The sequence below is a fragment of the Acidovorax sp. M14 genome (genome assembly GCF_049331375.1).
In the GTDB taxonomy this organism is placed as follows: domain Bacteria; phylum Pseudomonadota; class Gammaproteobacteria; order Burkholderiales; family Burkholderiaceae_C; genus Acidovorax.
This window is the reverse complement of the sequence record NZ_CP186263.1, coordinates 2,777,955-2,793,188: the sequence shown is the minus strand read 5'-3', so window position 1 is coordinate 2,793,188 and position 15,234 is coordinate 2,777,955. Positions and strand designations below refer to the sequence as shown.

At 66.1% G+C, this 15,234-nt stretch carries 16 protein-coding genes; 14 read left to right on the top strand and 2 right to left on the bottom strand.

What is annotated here, in order from left to right; genetic code table 11:
- Positions 1 to 11: 11 nt before the first annotated feature.
- Together ACOYR4_RS12835 and ACOYR4_RS12830 are read right to left on the bottom strand one after the other, a co-directional pair.
- Complete coding sequence (locus tag ACOYR4_RS12835; RefSeq protein ID WP_422846853.1) at positions 12 to 290, bottom strand: hypothetical protein; 279 nt, start codon at positions 288 to 290, stop codon at positions 12 to 14.
- Between the two features lie 365 nt (positions 291 to 655).
- Positions 656 to 844, bottom strand: a complete 189-nt coding sequence (locus ACOYR4_RS12830; RefSeq protein WP_422846852.1) for a hypothetical protein — start codon at positions 842 to 844, stop codon at positions 656 to 658.
- Positions 845 to 874: 30 nt separating this feature from the next.
- Between ACOYR4_RS12830 and ACOYR4_RS12825 the strand changes: the two genes are divergently transcribed.
- From ACOYR4_RS12825 to ACOYR4_RS12760, 14 genes are all read left to right on the top strand, one after another.
- A complete protein-coding gene (locus ACOYR4_RS12825; RefSeq protein ID WP_209820163.1) occupies positions 875 to 1,342 on the top strand; it encodes a Spy/CpxP family protein refolding chaperone in 468 nt (155 codons plus the stop codon).
- A 17-nt stretch (positions 1,343 to 1,359) separates the two neighbouring features.
- Positions 1,360 to 1,686 (top strand): hypothetical protein, encoded by a 327-nt coding sequence (locus ACOYR4_RS12820; protein ID WP_422846851.1) that lies wholly within the window; start codon positions 1,360 to 1,362, stop codon positions 1,684 to 1,686.
- Positions 1,687 to 1,703: 17 nt separating this feature from the next.
- Complete coding sequence (locus tag ACOYR4_RS12815; RefSeq protein WP_422846850.1) at positions 1,704 to 2,390, top strand: response regulator transcription factor; 687 nt, start codon at positions 1,704 to 1,706, stop codon at positions 2,388 to 2,390.
- On the top strand, positions 2,387 to 3,769 hold the full coding sequence (locus tag ACOYR4_RS12810) for a sensor histidine kinase (RefSeq protein WP_422846849.1): 1,383 nt from the start codon (positions 2,387 to 2,389) through the stop codon (positions 3,767 to 3,769). Before ACOYR4_RS12815 ends, ACOYR4_RS12810 begins: the two co-directional genes overlap by 4 nt.
- Positions 3,770 to 4,175: 406 nt before the next feature.
- Positions 4,176 to 5,141, top strand: a complete 966-nt coding sequence (locus ACOYR4_RS12805) for an ABC transporter substrate-binding protein (RefSeq protein WP_422846848.1) — start codon at positions 4,176 to 4,178, stop codon at positions 5,139 to 5,141.
- A 22-nt stretch (positions 5,142 to 5,163) separates the two neighbouring features.
- Positions 5,164 to 6,000 carry an ABC transporter permease gene (locus ACOYR4_RS12800; RefSeq protein ID WP_060986336.1) on the top strand — a complete coding sequence of 279 codons (837 nt, stop codon included), beginning with the start codon at positions 5,164 to 5,166 and terminating at the stop codon, positions 5,998 to 6,000.
- Positions 5,997 to 6,776, top strand: a complete 780-nt coding sequence (locus tag ACOYR4_RS12795) for an ABC transporter ATP-binding protein (RefSeq protein ID WP_422846847.1) — start codon at positions 5,997 to 5,999, stop codon at positions 6,774 to 6,776. Before ACOYR4_RS12800 ends, ACOYR4_RS12795 begins: the two co-directional genes overlap by 4 nt.
- Before the next feature lie 29 nt (positions 6,777 to 6,805).
- Positions 6,806 to 7,618: a histidine utilization repressor gene (hutC, locus tag ACOYR4_RS12790; RefSeq protein WP_291505708.1), complete on the top strand. Its 813-nt coding sequence runs from the start codon at positions 6,806 to 6,808 to the stop codon at positions 7,616 to 7,618.
- 64 nt (positions 7,619 to 7,682) lie between these two features.
- Positions 7,683 to 9,221 carry a histidine ammonia-lyase gene (hutH, locus tag ACOYR4_RS12785; protein ID WP_422846846.1) on the top strand — a complete coding sequence of 513 codons (1,539 nt, stop codon included), beginning with the start codon at positions 7,683 to 7,685 and terminating at the stop codon, positions 9,219 to 9,221.
- A 39-nt stretch (positions 9,222 to 9,260) separates the two neighbouring features.
- Entirely contained in the window at positions 9,261 to 10,985 is a 1,725-nt protein-coding gene (hutU, locus tag ACOYR4_RS12780; protein WP_422846845.1) for a urocanate hydratase, read from the top strand.
- The gene (locus tag ACOYR4_RS12775; protein ID WP_209820156.1) at positions 10,986 to 11,843 is read left to right on the top strand and encodes a phytanoyl-CoA dioxygenase family protein; all 858 of its coding nucleotides are present in this window, start codon (positions 10,986 to 10,988) and stop codon (positions 11,841 to 11,843) included.
- On the top strand, positions 11,843 to 12,469 hold the full coding sequence (locus ACOYR4_RS12770) for a HutD family protein (RefSeq protein WP_209820314.1): 627 nt from the start codon (positions 11,843 to 11,845) through the stop codon (positions 12,467 to 12,469). Before ACOYR4_RS12775 ends, ACOYR4_RS12770 begins: the two co-directional genes overlap by 1 nt.
- 72 nt (positions 12,470 to 12,541) lie before the next feature.
- On the top strand, positions 12,542 to 13,837 hold the full coding sequence (gene hutI, locus ACOYR4_RS12765; protein WP_422846844.1) for an imidazolonepropionase: 1,296 nt from the start codon (positions 12,542 to 12,544) through the stop codon (positions 13,835 to 13,837).
- Positions 13,834 to 15,216, top strand: coding sequence for a formimidoylglutamate deiminase (locus ACOYR4_RS12760; protein WP_422846843.1), 1,383 nt, complete (start codon positions 13,834 to 13,836; stop codon positions 15,214 to 15,216). Before hutI ends, ACOYR4_RS12760 begins: the two co-directional genes overlap by 4 nt.
- Positions 15,217 to 15,234: the final 18 nt, after the last annotated feature.

Genomic DNA, 15,234 nt, shown 5'->3' with positions numbered 1-15,234 from the left:
CGAAGTAGCGCTCAGGCCGTGGGCATCTTGTCGAAGGCGGCCAGCGGCATTTCTGTGCCGTCATGCGCCACCAGCACCCCTGCCGTAGTTTCTGACACTTCCACCGGGCAGTCATTGAACTTGCCCACCTCTGGGGCGTATCCAGGTATGGAGACACCCCCATACAGCTGCGTCAGCCGCAGGTCATCGGCCTGTTTCTGGGTCAGGACCAGCTTCTGCGGCCTCGTTCCTGGGAACTTGATCCAGTGCACGCGGAAGGCATTCGACACCCGGCGGTGCAGTTCGGCCATGCCTGGGTGGTGTGGGGGGAGATCAACGATGTTTTGGGCTGCCATGGCGGGGGATTGTGCCCTCGGCGGATGTCTCGTCCTGTTTCAATTTCTAACAATTGTCGGTGTCTGTCGGTGTCGTGTGGATAGGCCGAATTCGCACGGATTTCGCACCGATTGACAGAATGCGGCGCCAGATAATGTGCGGACGCGGGTTCAATTCCCGCCAGCTCCACCAAATACAAACCCCCAACCGGTCACGGTTGGGGGTTTTTCCTTTTTTACGGTTTTTGAGCGTCCGAGCGAGGCTTTTCGCGGTATCTGCTCGATCCGCTCATGCCCGCTGCTGCTTCCGCCATGGAAAGCCGTGATTCAGTCTCTCCGCGTCAATGTGCAGTGCTGCGTGCCTCGGCTTCGCACGGGAAACACCAGACAAAGCGAGCCCACATATTGGCATCTGCAAAATAGGCGACCCGCCAGCCTCTTTCGCCAACGCCGCCCAAGAAACAAAATGAAATAAACCGAAACTGGGTCGAGACCACGTTCCAGGCCGCCGCGGGCACCATCAGGGTCATGTTCCATACCGTCTTTGAAAGGACTGCATCATGAAACCCTGGATCAAGAAAACGCTGATGGGCATTTTTGGTGCGTCCATCGCGGTGGGTGGGCTGACGGCCTGCTCCAGCGGGCACCATCAGCGCGGCCCGATGACTGCGGAAAAGATGGCCGAAGTGCGCGGCAAGATGGTGGACCGGGTGAGTAGCAAGCTCGACCTGAACGAGGCGCAAAAGACCAAACTCAATGCGCTGGCCGATCAGCTGGAGGCCCAGCGTGCGGCGTTCATCGGCAAGACGGCAGACCCCCGTGCCGAGGTGCAGGCCATTGTCGCGGGCGACAAGTTTGACCGGGCGCGGGCGCAGTCGCTGCTTGAAGACAAGACGCGCGCGGTGCAGGCCCACAGCCCGGCAGTGGTCAACGCGATGGCTGACTTCTATGACAGTCTGAACCCAGACCAACAGCAAAAAGTGCGCGAGCTGATGCAGCGGCGCAAGGGCTGGATGGCCCGCGGCTAAAGGGCAGGGAGCATTGCATGTCACCCACGCTGGAACCTATCCACCGCCTCGCCCAAGGCGTTCGTGTGCACGGGCCTGCGCTGCTGTCGGGGGTGCCGGAGCCTCACGATGAGCTGATGTCTCTGGTCTGGGGGCCGCGCTTTGACCGCGAGCATGCGATGGGCCTGGTAGCCCGCCAGCCCTCGGTGGCAGCCCACGCGCTGCCCGCCTTGCTGGCGGCTGCCGACCATTTTGACGCGCTGCACGCTGGTGCGCAGGGCCGTTTACGCCGGCTCATCGTGCGGCACCGCGCATTGTGTGCGGCAGGCGCTTCTGTCGATAAGCCTCGTGGGGAGCGCGCCTGACGGTGTGAGAATTGCTCATGCACCGCATATTGCTGATTGACGACGACGCGCAGTTGGGCGCGCCCCTGGCCACTTACTTCCAGCGTTTTGAGCTGGAGCTAGTGCACGCCCTTCGGCCCAGCGATGGCCTGGCGCAACTGACAGCCGGCGGCTTCGACGCGGCCATCCTCGACGTCATGCTGCCGGAAATGGACGGCTTCGAGTTGTGCCGCACCATCCGCAAGCAGGGCGACCTGCCCATCGTGATGCTGACCGCACGCGGCGAGGTGATGGACCGTGTGGTGGGGCTGGAGCTGGGGGCCGACGACTATCTGCCCAAGCCCTTCGAGCCGCGCGAGTTGGTGGCACGCCTGCAGACGGTGTTGCGCCGGCGCCGGGCACCGGGGCTGGGCGCTGCAGCGGGCTCACTGGAGTTTGAGGGCCTGTCCATCGATGCCGCGCGCCGCAGCGTACAGCGCCACGGCGTGGTGGTGGAGCTGACCGGCACGGAGTTCGACCTGTTGCACCTGCTGGCGCGCGAGCCGGGCAAAGTCTTCAGCCGGGACGACATCCTGAACCAGCTGCGCGGTCATGAGGCTGAGCTGTACACCCGCGCGGTGGACATCGTGGTGAGCCGGTTGCGCAAAAAGCTGGAGCCGCTGGACTGCATCAAGACGCTGCGCAATGTGGGCTATTCCCTGGCCCTGCGTCGCGCTGCCCCATGAAGAAGATTTGTTCTCCCGTTCACGACCCGAACTGCCCCTGGCACCGCCGGGCGCGCCACGCGGTGGGGCATTCGCTGCGCATTCGGCTGGTGCTGGTGTTCATGGCCTTGGCCGTGGCCGTGGCGGTCACGTTCATGGGCGGTGTGCAAAAGGCCGTGTCTGTGGGTTGGCGCGAAGCCGCTCGGCCGCTGTTGATGGACTATGTGGACCGCTTGGCGGCCGAGATTGGCAGCCCGCCAAGCATTGAGCGCGCGCAGGCAATCGCCAGCCGCCTGCCGCTGACCTTGCGCATCGACGGCCCGCAGATCCATTGGGCCTCGCACCCCGATCAGCAGAACCCTGACTGGATGAGCGACAAGGTCCGCCAGGAAAGCCGCTGGACCGGTGACGAGAACGGACACAGCCTGCTGCGCCGCACGACGGCCGATGGGCACCACATCGAGTTCGGGCTGAACGCGCTGTCCTGGGACAAGCGCCCGCGCATTGCGTGGGGCACGCTCACCGTGCTGCTGCTGCTCACGGCGCTGGCCTATGTGTATGTGCGGCATCTGCTGCGGCCGCTGGATGACATTCGCCAGGGGGCGCAGCGTTTTGGCAACGGCAACTTTGCCCAGCCCATCCCGGTGCGGCATGCCCACCGGCCGGACGAGCTGGGCCAGCTGGCCGAGACCATCAACACCATGGGGGATGACATCCACCAGATGCTGGAGGCCAAGCGCGCGCTGCTGCTGGCGATGAGCCATGAGTTGCGCAGCCCTCTCACGCGGGCTCGCCTGAACACCGAGCTGCTGCCCGAAACGGCCGACGTGCAACCCCAACGCCTGGCGCTGATGCGTGACCTGGGCGAGATGGCAGGCCTCATCACGGACCTGCTGGAAAGCGAGCGCCTCGCGGGCCGCCATGCGGCGCTGCACCGCGAGCCCACCGACGTGGCCGAGCTGGCGCGCGAAGTGGTGGCCGACCTGTGCTCCCGCCATGCGGGCGCCGCAGACATTGCCTTGCACACAGCGCCGGACTTGCCCGCAGTACGGCTCGACCGATCCCGCCTGCGGCTGCTGCTGCGCAACCTGCTGGACAACAGCCTGCGCCACAGCGAGTCGGGCGCCTTCCCGCCCGAACTGCACCTGCGGCTGGTGGATGAGGGCAGGGTGCTGGAGCTGGAGGTGCGTGACCATGGGCGCGGCGTGCCCCCCGAGCACCTGCCCCACCTGGCCCAGGCGTTCTATCGGCCGGACACCGCACGCCAGCGCGCCACCGGTGGCGTGGGGCTGGGCTTGTACCTGTGCCGCCTGGTGGCGCAAGCGCACGATGGGCAGCTGAACATGCGCAATGCAGAGCCCGGCCTGTCGGTCACCGTGCGTCTGCCGGTGGTGGAATAGGCCGCCCGCCAGCGGCATAGACAGGCTGGCCTGCGCGCCGGCAGGTGGCGTCGCACCGGCGCGGCCAGAGCAGCGCACAGGCCTGGTGCGCGGGAGAACTGGCCGCACCAAGGGCCATGGCAGGCCTTACAAGGCAAATTCATAGTCGTTTTGCTCTGTAGCGCAGGTATTTATTGCGCTGATAGCTATCAAATCAGGAGTAATTTCTGCCACCCGGGGCCACCCGAGAAGTCGCCATCCTCCCTGGCCTCGTTCTTGCTCAAGATCGTCACCTCCTCGCATGAGTCGGATTTTTCAGTGTTTACCCTGTATATACAGGTATGCTGAAACTGTCATCATGGCCTCCGGTACGCAGGTGCGTTCCGGTGGGCAGGGCCAAGGTACTTTCTTCAAACAGGAGCAGATGATGACTCGATCGGTTGTGAAATGGACGTCGCTGGCAGCGGCTGCAGCATGCGTAGTTGGCCTGGCCGCACCGGCCCAGGCGCAGGACACCAAGATTGTGCTGGGCATGTCCGGCTGGACAGGTTTTGCACCGCTCACGCTGGCCGACAAGGCCGGCATCTTCAAGAAGAACGGCCTGGACGTGGAGATCAAGATGATCCCGCAGAAGGACCGCCATCTGGCCCTGGCCTCCAAGTCCATCCAGTGCGCCGCCACCACCGTCGAGACGCACGTCGCCTGGAACGCCAACGGCGTGCCCATCGTGCAGATCTTCCAGATGGACAAGTCCTACGGCGCCGACGGCATCGCAGTGCGCGGCGACATCAAGAGCTTTGCGGACCTCAAGGGCAAGACCATCGGAGTGGATGCGCCCGGCACCGCTCCGTACTTCGGCCTGGCCTGGATGCTGAGCAAGAACGGCATGAGCCTCAAGGACGTGAAGACCACCACGCTGTCGCCCCAGGCCGCAGCACAGGCCTTCGTGGCGGGGCAGAACGACGCTGCCATGACGTACGAACCCTACCTGTCCACCGTGCGCGAGAACCCCAGCGCCGGCAAGATTCTGGCCACCACACTCGACTACCCCATGGTGATGGACACCGTGGGTTGCGACCCCACCTGGCTCAAGGCGAATGGCAAGGCCGCACAGGCGCTGGCCAACTCGTACTTCCAAGCACTGGACATGATCAAGGCCGACCCGACCAAGTCCAACGAGATCATGGGCGCGGCCGTCAAGCAGACGGGCGAACAGTTTGCCAAGTCCTCGTCCTTCCTGCGCTGGCAGGACAAGGCCGCAAACCAGAAGTTCTTTGCCGGCGAACTGCAGTCCTTCATGAAGGACGCCACGGCCATCCTGTTGGAGGCGGGCATCATCCGCAAGGCGCCGGATGATCTGAACGCGACGTTCGACGCGAGCTTCATCAAGTAAACAGACGGAAGAAGAGCGCTCCATGTCCGCCGTGCAACCCCTGTCCGTTTCTGAGCCAAAGGCCACCGTGCGCCGGCGCTCCCTGGCCCCGCTGGAGCCCGTGAGCAGCCGATCCCGCTGGATGCTGGGGCTGGCCTTTTTCGCCCTGTTCGTGGCGGTGTGGGCGTTCTTTACCCTGGGCGGCTTCGTGTCGCCCACCTTCCTGGCCAGCCCCGTCACCATGGTCAAAGAAGGCTGGCTGCTGTTCACCGAATACGGCTTCATCAAAGACATCGGCATGACCATCTGGCGCGTGGTCGGTGGCTTCATCCTGGCAGCGGTCATTGCCGTTCCGCTGGGCATTGCGATGGGCGCGTACAAGGGGGTCGAGGCGTTCTTCGAGCCCTTCATCTCGTTCTGCCGCTACCTGCCTGCGTCGGCCTTCATTCCGCTGCTGATCCTGTGGGCGGGCATTGGCGAGGCGCAGAAAATCCTCGTCATCTTCATCGGTTCGGTCTTCCAGATCACGCTGATGGTGGCCGTCACCGTGGGTGGTGCGCGGCGCGACTTGGTGGAGGCCGCCTACACGCTGGGCGCGGGCCACAAGGGCATCGTCACGCGGGTGCTGATCCCCGGCGCGGCGCCCGAGATCGCCGAGACCCTGCGCCTGGTGCTGGGCTGGGCCTGGACCTATGTGATCGTGGCCGAACTGATCGGCTCGTCCAGCGGCATCGGCCACATGATCACCGACAGCCAGTCGCTGCTGAACACTGGCCAGATCATCTTCGGCATCATCATCATCGGCCTCATCGGGCTGGTGTCCGACTTCGCCTTCAAGGCGCTCAACCACCGTCTGTTTGCCTGGAGTTTTGTGCGATGAGCAGCGTATCCATCCAAGCCGTCTCGCGCACCTTTGAAGGGCACAAGGGCCAGCGCACGCAGGCCCTGCTCCCCGTCGATTTTGAAGTGCGTGACAACGACTTTGTCACCATCCTCGGCCCCTCGGGCTGCGGCAAGTCCACGCTGCTGCGCATCGTCGCGGGCCTGGACCATGCCACCAGCGGCCGGGTGCTGCTGGACAGCGTGCCGGTCGAAGGCCCGGGCGCGGACCGGGGCATGGTGTTCCAGAGTTACACGCTGTTCCCCTGGCTCACCATCGAGCAGAACATCCGCTTCGGCCTGCGCGAGCGGGGCATGCCCGAGGCGCAGCAAAAAGAGCGCGCCGCGTACTTCATCGCCAAGGTGGGCCTGCGCGGCTTTGAGCAGCACTTTCCCAAGCAGCTGTCGGGCGGCATGCAGCAGCGCACCGCCATTGCGCGCGCGCTGGCCAACGACCCCAAGATTTTGCTGATGGACGAGCCCTTCGGTGCGCTGGACAACCAGACCCGCGTGCTCATGCAAGAGCTGCTGCTGGGCATCTGGGAGGCCGAACGCAAGACGGTGCTGTTTGTGACCCATGACATCGACGAAGCCATCTTCATGGCTAACCGCGTGGCCGTGTTCAGCGCGCGGCCCGGCCGCATCAAGACCGAGCTGGCGGTGGACTTGCCGCACCCACGCCACTACACGATCAAGACCAGCCCCGAGTTCATGGACCTCAAGGCGCGCCTCACCGAAGAGATTCGCGCCGAATCCATGGCAGCGGACCTGCACTGATCTGAACCCGCAACAGCCCCGCACCCCCCATGAGCGCCCGTCCATCCCGCCGCACCACCGCCGCTGCACCGCGCAGCGCCACGCCTGCCAAGGCCGTGGCCGCCGTGGCTGCGCCTGCGCAGGCCATGGCGCTGTACGAGCAGGTCAAGGACCACATCTCTCGCAAGATTCAGGAAGGCATCTGGCGCGCGGGCGACCGCCTGCCGTCCGAGAACGAGCTGGTCACCCAGTTCGGCATCTCGCGCATGACGGTGAACCGCGCGTTGCGCGAACTGGTGGAGCAGGGCCGCATCGTGCGCGTGGCCGGTGTGGGCAGCTTTGTGGCCGAAGACAAGCCCCAGTCCACGCTGCTGCAGATTGCCAACCTGGCGAGCGAAATCCGCCAGCGCGGGCACGACTACCGCTGCGACGTGCTGACGGTGGAGCGCACCTCTGCCACGCTGGAAGTGGCGGCCGCGCTGGACCTGCGCACGGGCGAGTCGGTGTTCCACTCGCTGTGCATCCACCGCGAGGACGGCCTGCCCGTGCAGTTGGAAGACCGCCACGTCAACCCACGCCAGGTGCCCCAGTTCGCCGCGCAGGACTTCACGCAACTGCAACCTTCCGAATACCTGGTGCGCAACGTGCCTTTCGACCAGATAGAGCATGTGGTCGATGCCGTCATGCCCACCGCCGAGCAGGCCGCGCTGCTGGAGATGTCTCCGCAGGAGCCCTGCCTGTTGCTCACCCGCCGCACCTGGTCGCGCGGCGTGCCGATTACCGTGGTGCGCTGCCTGCACCCCGCCACCCGCTACCGCCTGGGCAGCCGCTTCCGAGCCGACGGCAACCCCGTCGCCGGTTGAAAGATTTTGCCAGAAACGCAAGATTTTTTCGCTTGTACCTACTTGTATATACAGGATCAACGCCATGACACAGAACGCATCTCCCATCACCCTGCACCCCGGCCGCGTCACGCTGGCCGAGCTGCGCCGCATCCACGCTGGCCCCGTGCAACTGGTGCTCGATGCGTCGGCACGCGCGGGTTTGCAGCAGTCCCTGGCCACGGTGCAGCGCATCGTGGATGAAGACCAGGTGGTCTATGGCATCAACACCGGCTTCGGCAAGCTGGCCAGCACCAAGATTGCGCACGACCGCCTGGCTGAACTGCAGCGCAACCTGGTGCTGTCGCACAGCGTGGGCACGGGCGACCCGCTGCCTGATGACGTGGTGCGCCTCATCCTCGCGACCAAGGCCGTGAGCCTGGCGCGCGGCCACTCGGGCGTGCGGCCCGAGCTGGTGGATGCGCTGCTGGCCCTGGCCAACGCCAACGTGCTGCCGGTGATCCCGGCCAAGGGCTCGGTGGGGGCATCCGGCGACCTGGCGCCGCTGGCGCACATGGCCTGCGTGCTGATCGGCGAAGGGCAGGCGAAGGTGGACGGCAAGGTGGTGCCGGGTGCCGAGGCCATGCGTTCCATCGGCCTGCAACCGTTTGTGCTGGGCCCCAAGGAAGGGCTGGCGCTGCTCAACGGCACACAGGTGTCCACCGCGCTGGCGCTGGCCGGGTTGTTCGGCGCCGAGAGCGTGTTTGCTGCCGCGCTGGTTGCCGGCTGCCTGTCGCTTGAAGCCATCAAGGGCTCGGTCAAGCCGTTTGACGCGCGCATCCATGAGGCGCGCGGCCAGGCCGGGCAGATCGCAGTGGCCGCCGCCGTGCGTGCGCTGCTGGACGGCAGCGCCATCGACCCCTCGCACCCCAACTGTGGCCGCGTGCAAGACCCGTATTCCATCCGCTGCGTGCCACAGGTGATGGGCGCGTGCCTGGACAACCTGCACCACGCTGCGCGCGTGCTGACCATCGAGGCGAATGCGGCGTCCGACAACCCTCTGGTCTTTGACAACGGCGATGTGATCTCCGGCGGCAACTTCCACGCCGAGCCCGTGGCCTTTGTGGCCGACATCATCGCGCTGGCCGTGGCCGAGATCGGTGCCATTTCTGAACGCCGCCTGTCGCTGCTGCTGGACCCAGGCCTCTCGGGCCTGCCCGCGTTCTTGATCCGAGACAGCGGTGTGAACTCCGGCTTCATGATCGCCCAGGTCACCGCCGCAGCATTGGCCGCAGAGAACCAATGCCTGGCCAACCCCAGCAGCGTGACCAGCCTGCCCACATCGGCCAACCAGGAAGACCATGTCTCCATGGCCACCTACGGCGCGCGGCGCCTGGGCGACATGGTGCGCAATGCGGCCGTGATGGTCGGCATCGAGGCCATGGCGGCCGCGCAGGGCATGGAGTTCGACCGCAGCCTTAAATCCTCGCCGCTCATCGAAGCGCAATTCGCCGCCATCCGCGAGCGCGTGGCCTACCTGGAGCAGGACCGCTACCTCGCCCCCGACATCGAAGCCATGCGCGCCTGGGCCCAGCAGTCCACATGGCCCGCAGCGCTCACGCAATGCCTGCCCAGCTTCGCCTGATTTTTTCCACGCACACCCACTGATTCACAGGAGCCCACCATGAACGCCAACGACGCCATCATCGCCGCCGCCTCCAACGCTGACCCCCGCCACGACGCCAGCCGCGTGATCCGTGCGCCACGCGGCAGCCAGCTCACCTGCAAGAGCTGGCTCACCGAAGCGGCCTACCGCATGATCCAGAACAACCTCGACCCCGAGGTGGCCGAGCGCCCGCAAGACCTGGTGGTGTACGGCGGCATCGGCCGCGCGGCGCGCAACTGGGAGTGTTTTGACCAGATCCTTGCCTCGCTCAAAGACCTGAACGACGACGAGACCCTGCTCATCCAGTCCGGCAAGCCCGTGGGCGTTTTCAAGACCCACGCCAACGCACCCCGCGTGCTGCTGGCCAACTCCAACCTGGTGCCCAAGTGGGCCAACTGGGAACACTTCAGCGAGCTGGACCAGAAGGGCCTGTTCATGTACGGCCAGATGACGGCGGGCAGCTGGATCTACATCGGCACGCAAGGCATCGTGCAAGGCACGTACGAGACCTTTGCCGAGGCAGGCCGCAAGCACTTCGGCGGATCGCTCGAAGGGCGCTGGATCCTGACGGCAGGCCTGGGCGGCATGGGCGGCGCTCAGCCGCTGGCCGCCACCTTTGCGGGCGCGGTGTCGCTCAACATTGAATGCCAGCAAAGCAGCATTGACTTCCGCTTGCGCACGCGCTACGTGGACAAGCAGGCGCGTGACATTGACCACGCGTTTGAGTTGATCCAGCAGCACACCGCAGCCAAAGAGGCTGTGTCGATTGCGCTGCTGGGTAACGCCGCAGAAATCCTGCCCGAGCTGGTGCGCCGCGCCAAGGCCGGTGGCTTGAAGCCCGACCTCGTCACCGACCAGACCTCGGCCCACGACCTGGTCAACGGCTACCTGCCCGCAGGCTGGACGGTGGCGCAGTGGCGCGCCGCGCAGCAGGATGTGACGCAGCATGAGGTGCTGAAGAAGGCGGCGGCCAGGTCGTGTGCGGCGCATGTGCAAGCCATGCTCGACTTCCAGCACATGGGCATCCCGGTGGTGGACTACGGCAACAACATCCGCCAGGTGGCGTTTGACGAAGGCGTGAAGGACGCGTTCGACTTCCCCGGTTTTGTGCCCGCCTACATCCGCCCACTGTTCTGCGAAGGCAAGGGGCCATTCCGCTGGGTGGCTCTGTCGGGCGACCCGGAAGACATCCGCAAGACCGACGCCAAGATCAAGGAGCTGTTCCCCGAGAACAAACACGTGCACCGCTGGCTCGACATGGCGGGCGAGCGCATCGCCTTTCAGGGTCTGCCCGCACGCATCTGCTGGTTGGGCCTGGGCGAGCGCCACATCGCGGGCCTGGCCTTCAACGAGATGGTGAAGAACGGCGAGCTCAAGGCCCCCATCGTGATCGGCCGCGACCACCTGGACACCGGCAGCGTGGCCAGCCCCAACCGGGAGACCGAAGGCATGAAGGACGGAACTGACGCCGTGAGCGACTGGCCGCTGCTCAACGCGCTGCTCAACACCTCGGGCGGCGCCACCTGGGTCAGCCTGCACCACGGCGGCGGCGTGGGCATGGGCTACTCGCAGCACTCGGGCATGGTCATCGTGGCCGACGGCACGGATGCGGCAGCTGCACGGCTGGCCAATGTGCTGGTCAACGACTGCGGCAGCGGCGTGATGCGCCATGCCGATGCAGGTTACGAGCTGGCCGTGGAAACGGCCAAGAAGCAAGGGCTGAAGCTGCCGATGGTGAAGTGAATGGCCAGCTTTGCCCAACGCCTGCATGAGCGACTGAGCGACGCGCAAGTCGCCGACTTCGCCCGCGACGGCGCCATCTGCATCAAGCAGCTGCTCACGCCCGATGAAGTCGCTCTGCTGCGCGACGGCATAGACGCCAACCTGGCCGCGCCCAGCCCGCGCGCCAAGGTGGCCAGCCGGCCGGATGACCCGGGCCGATTCTTCGAGGACTTCTGCAACTGGCAGGACATCCCGCAGTTTGGCCGCTTTGTGCGCGACACCCCGCTGGCCCTGGCCGCGCAGCGCCTGATGCAGTCCCGCACCGTGCGGCTGTACCACGACCATGTGCTGGTCAAAGAGCCGGGCACGCGCCAGAAGACGCCCTGGCACCAGGACCAGCCCTACTACAACATCGACGGCATGCAGAACGTGAGCATGTGGATACCGGTGGACCCGGTATCCCGCGCGGCCACGCTGGAGTTTGTGGCGGGCTCGCACAAGGGCCCGTGGCTCATGCCGCGCACCTTCATGGACAACCAGGCCAAGTGGTTCCCCGAAGGCAGCCTGCAGGACCTGCCCAACGTGGAGGCCGACCGCGATGCCTTCCCCATCGTGGGCTGGGAGATCGAGCCCGGTGACGTGGTGTGTTTCCACATGCTCACGCTGCATGCGGCCGGTGGTGTGGAAGGGCCCCATCGCCGCCGGGTGTTCTCGGTTCGCTTTCTGGGCGACGACACGCGCCATGCGCCCCGGCCCTGGAAGACCTCGCCCGAGTTCCCCGGCCTGGCCGATGAGCTGCCCGCCGGGGCTGAGATGGATCACCCGCTGTTCCCTCTGCTGGTGGATGGCAACGACGTGCCACAGGGAGAACGGGCGTGATGCAGTTTCTGGACCTGGCCGCCACACCCTCGGTGCCCTGGAAAAACGGCGGCGGCAGCACGCGCGAACTGGCGTGCTGGCCGCCCGGCGCGGGCATGGACAGCTTTGCGTGGCGCGTGAGCGTGGCCACCATTGCGCACCCTGGGCCGTTCTCGGCCTTCCCGGGGGTGGACCGGCAGATCATGCTGCTGGAGGGGGATGGCGTACGGCTGCAAGCCGCAGCGGGACAATGGCAGCACGCGCTGACGCAGCGCTGGGAGCCGTTTTCGTTCTCCGGCGAAGAGCCGGTGGACTGCCGCATGCTCGGCGGTGTTTCCACCGACTTCAACCTGATGCTACGCCGGGGTGAGTGGACCGGGAGCCTGCAGGTGCTGCGCGATGCGTTGCCGCCCGTGGAGGGACCTGCCGCAGGCCTGTGCATGGTGCTGCAGGGCACCTGGCGATGCGAGGGCAGTGATACCCACCCGGCGCGGATGTTGGCCGCGGGGCAGGGCCTGTGGTGGGTGAACGAAAGGGGCGAAGCAGCGCCATCGATCACCCCCATGCGCGGCGCCGAAGACGCCATGTCTGCCGACGATGCACCGGTGCTGGCCTGGGTGGCCTTGCACAGGGGCTTCGCACCATAATTTGAATCAAACGGGCTGCAAGCGCTAGTGGAATATGCGCAAGTAGCTATATAAAAGATAGCAAATCAATCCATGAACACAGCAGCAGGTAGCAACCAGCAGAGCGCGGTCCCGCCAATATCTTCTGCCCCCAGTGCCGATGGCGTGTGGACCCACCTGCGGCCCGTGGCCGCGTTGTGGTCGGCGGATGTGCCGGTGCCCGAGGGCGCGCTGGCCTGTGTGGTGGTGCAGGGCGGCTTCGTGCAGTGGGTGGGCCCGCAGGCCCAGGTGCCAGCAGCCTTTGCGGCCTTGCCTCGCATTGACGGCAGGGGCGCCGTCACCACCCCCGGTCTGGTCGATTGCCATACCCACCTGGTGTACGGCGGGCAGCGCGCCAACGAGTTTGCGATGCGGCTCGCAGGCGCCACGTATGAAGAGGTTGCAAAGGCGGGCGGGGGCATTGTGTCGTCGGTGCGCGCCACGCGCGAGGCCGGCGAAGACGAGCTCTTTGCCCTGGCTGCGCCGCGCCTGCAGGCGCTGCTGGCCGAAGGCGTGTGCGCGATTGAGATCAAGTCCGGCTACGGCCTGGCGCTGGAGCACGAACGCAAGCAACTACGCGTGGCCCGCCGTCTGGGCGAGGCCTTTGGCGTGACGGTGCGCACCACCTTCCTCGGCGCGCATGCGCTGCCGCCCGAATACGCTGGAAAACCTGGAGGTAGCCAGGACTACACCGACCTTATTTGCAACGAGATGCTGCCTGCGCTGGCGGCCGAAGGTCTTATCGATGCGGTGGATGTGTTCTGCGAACGCATCGCCTTCACGCTGGCGGAGACCGAGCAGGTCTTCCAGGCCGCGCGCAAGCTCGGCATCCCTGTCAAGCTGCATGCGGAGCAACTGTCCGACATGGGGGGCTCGGCGCTGGCCGCGCGCTACGGTGCGCTGTCGTGCGACCACATTGAGCACCTGTCGGCCGACGGCATCGCTGCCATGAAGGCTGCTGGCACCGTGGCCGTGCTCCTGCCCGGCGCCTACTACACGCTGCGTGACACGCACCTGCCCCCCATTGCGCAGTTGCGCGAGGCCGGTGTGCCCATGGCCGTCTCCACCGACCACAACCCCGGCACGTCGCCCGCGCTCAGCCTGCTGCTCATGGCCAACATGGCCTGCACGCTGTTCCGCCTGACGGTGCCCGAGGCGCTCGCAGGCATCACCACCCACGCCGCGCGCGCGCTGGGCCTGCAAGACACCCACGGCCTTCTCGCATCCGGCAGGCCCGCCAACTTTGTGCTGTGGCCCGTGGGCGAGGCGGCAGAACTGGCCTACTGGCTGGGCCAGAAGCCCACCTGCACCATCGTGCGGCAAGGGCGCATTCACGGAGTCATGCCATGACGCAACAGCTGTTCGCCACCGATGCCTTGCTGCCCACGGGCTGGGCGCGCAATGTGCTGATCACCTGGGATGGGGCAGGGCGCATCACTGCCGTCACGCCCGACGCGCAGCCCGCCGGTGCCGCCGTAGCCCCGGGCCCCTTGCTGCCCGGCATGCCCAACCTGCACTCGCACGCCTTCCAGCGCGCGTTTGCGGGCCTGACCGAGTACCGGGGGGAAAGCCAGGACAGCTTTTGGAGCTGGCGCAACCTGATGTACCGCTTTGCGGCGCGCATCACGCCCGAATCGCTGGAGGCCATTGCGACCTGGCTGTATGTGGAGATGCTGGAGGCGGGCTACACCAGCGTGTGCGAATTCCACTACGTGCACCACGACCAGGGCGGCACGCCCTATGCCGATGACGCCACGCTGTCGCTGGCACTGCTGCGTGCCGCGCAGCGCGCGGGCATTGGCATCACGCTGCTACCGGTGCTGTATCAGACGAGCGGCTTTGGCGCCAAGCCACCGCGCGCGGACCAGGCACGCTTCATCCGCAGCACGGACAACATGCTCTCCTTATTGGAGCGCCTTGCGCCCGCGGCACAAGCGCAAGGGGCCGTTTTGGGCCTGGCACCGCATTCGTTGCGTGCAGTGCCGCCCGACAGTCTGGCGGCTGCCGTGCAGGGCCTCACGGCGCTCAATGCGCAGGCGCCCATCCACATCCATATTGCCGAGCAGACGCAGGAGGTGGATGACTGCGTGGCCTGGAGCGGTCAGCGCCCGGTGCAGTGGCTGCTGGAGCACGCACCCGTGGACGAGCGCTGGTGCCTGGTGCATGCCACGCACATGACCCCGCAGGAGTACCAGGACGCAGCGCGAACGGGCGCCGTGGCGGGCATCTGCCCCACCACCGAGGCCAATCTGGGCGACGGCATCTTCGACATGCCGATGTGGCTGCAGCACGGTGGGCGCTGGGGGGTGGGCTCGGACAGCCATGCCTGCGTGAATGCGGCCGAGGAACTGCTGATGCTCGAATACGGCCAGCGCCTTTCGCTGCGCCAGCGCAATGTGCTGGCCACCGCCGCGCAACCCGAGGTGGCCACGGCCATGACCTTGCAGGCCGTGCAGGGCGGGGCGCAGGCCGCCGGCCGCGCCATTGGCGGTCTGGCCGTGGGTGAGCAGGCCGACCTGGTGGCGCTGGATGCGCAGCATGTGGCGCTGCGCGATTTGTCCGCACACAGCATGTTGTCGGCCCATGTATTTGGCAGCCACCGCACATCGGCCATCGACAGCGTGTGGGTGGCGGGCCAGCAGCGCATTGCGTGTGGCCGGCACACGCTGCACGATGCGGCGGCCCATGCGTTTGTGGCGGCGCGCTCGGCCACCATTGCACCCGACTGAAGCGTCCGATTGAATTCA

Bases quoted from the DNA above. Each gene is read 5' to 3' on its own strand.
- ACOYR4_RS12835 (WP_422846853.1), bottom strand. From the start codon at position 290: ATGGCCGAACTGCACCGCCGGGTGTCGAATGCCTTCCGCGTGCACTGG.
- ACOYR4_RS12830 (WP_422846852.1), bottom strand. From the start codon at position 844: ATGACCCTGATGGTGCCCGCGGCGGCCTGGAACGTGGTCTCGACCCAG.
- ACOYR4_RS12825 (WP_209820163.1), top strand. From the start codon at position 875: ATGAAACCCTGGATCAAGAAAACGCTGATGGGCATTTTTGGTGCGTCC.
- ACOYR4_RS12820 (WP_422846851.1), top strand. From the start codon at position 1,360: ATGTCACCCACGCTGGAACCTATCCACCGCCTCGCCCAAGGCGTTCGT.
- ACOYR4_RS12815 (WP_422846850.1), top strand. From the start codon at position 1,704: ATGCACCGCATATTGCTGATTGACGACGACGCGCAGTTGGGCGCGCCC.
- ACOYR4_RS12810 (WP_422846849.1), top strand. From the start codon at position 2,387: ATGAAGAAGATTTGTTCTCCCGTTCACGACCCGAACTGCCCCTGGCAC.
- ACOYR4_RS12805 (WP_422846848.1), top strand. From the start codon at position 4,176: ATGACTCGATCGGTTGTGAAATGGACGTCGCTGGCAGCGGCTGCAGCA.
- ACOYR4_RS12800 (WP_060986336.1), top strand. From the start codon at position 5,164: ATGTCCGCCGTGCAACCCCTGTCCGTTTCTGAGCCAAAGGCCACCGTG.
- ACOYR4_RS12795 (WP_422846847.1), top strand. From the start codon at position 5,997: ATGAGCAGCGTATCCATCCAAGCCGTCTCGCGCACCTTTGAAGGGCAC.
- hutC (WP_291505708.1), top strand. From the start codon at position 6,806: ATGAGCGCCCGTCCATCCCGCCGCACCACCGCCGCTGCACCGCGCAGC.
- hutH (WP_422846846.1), top strand. From the start codon at position 7,683: ATGACACAGAACGCATCTCCCATCACCCTGCACCCCGGCCGCGTCACG.
- hutU (WP_422846845.1), top strand. From the start codon at position 9,261: ATGAACGCCAACGACGCCATCATCGCCGCCGCCTCCAACGCTGACCCC.
- ACOYR4_RS12775 (WP_209820156.1), top strand. From the start codon at position 10,986: ATGGCCAGCTTTGCCCAACGCCTGCATGAGCGACTGAGCGACGCGCAA.
- ACOYR4_RS12770 (WP_209820314.1), top strand. From the start codon at position 11,843: ATGCAGTTTCTGGACCTGGCCGCCACACCCTCGGTGCCCTGGAAAAAC.
- hutI (WP_422846844.1), top strand. From the start codon at position 12,542: ATGAACACAGCAGCAGGTAGCAACCAGCAGAGCGCGGTCCCGCCAATA.
- ACOYR4_RS12760 (WP_422846843.1), top strand. From the start codon at position 13,834: ATGACGCAACAGCTGTTCGCCACCGATGCCTTGCTGCCCACGGGCTGG.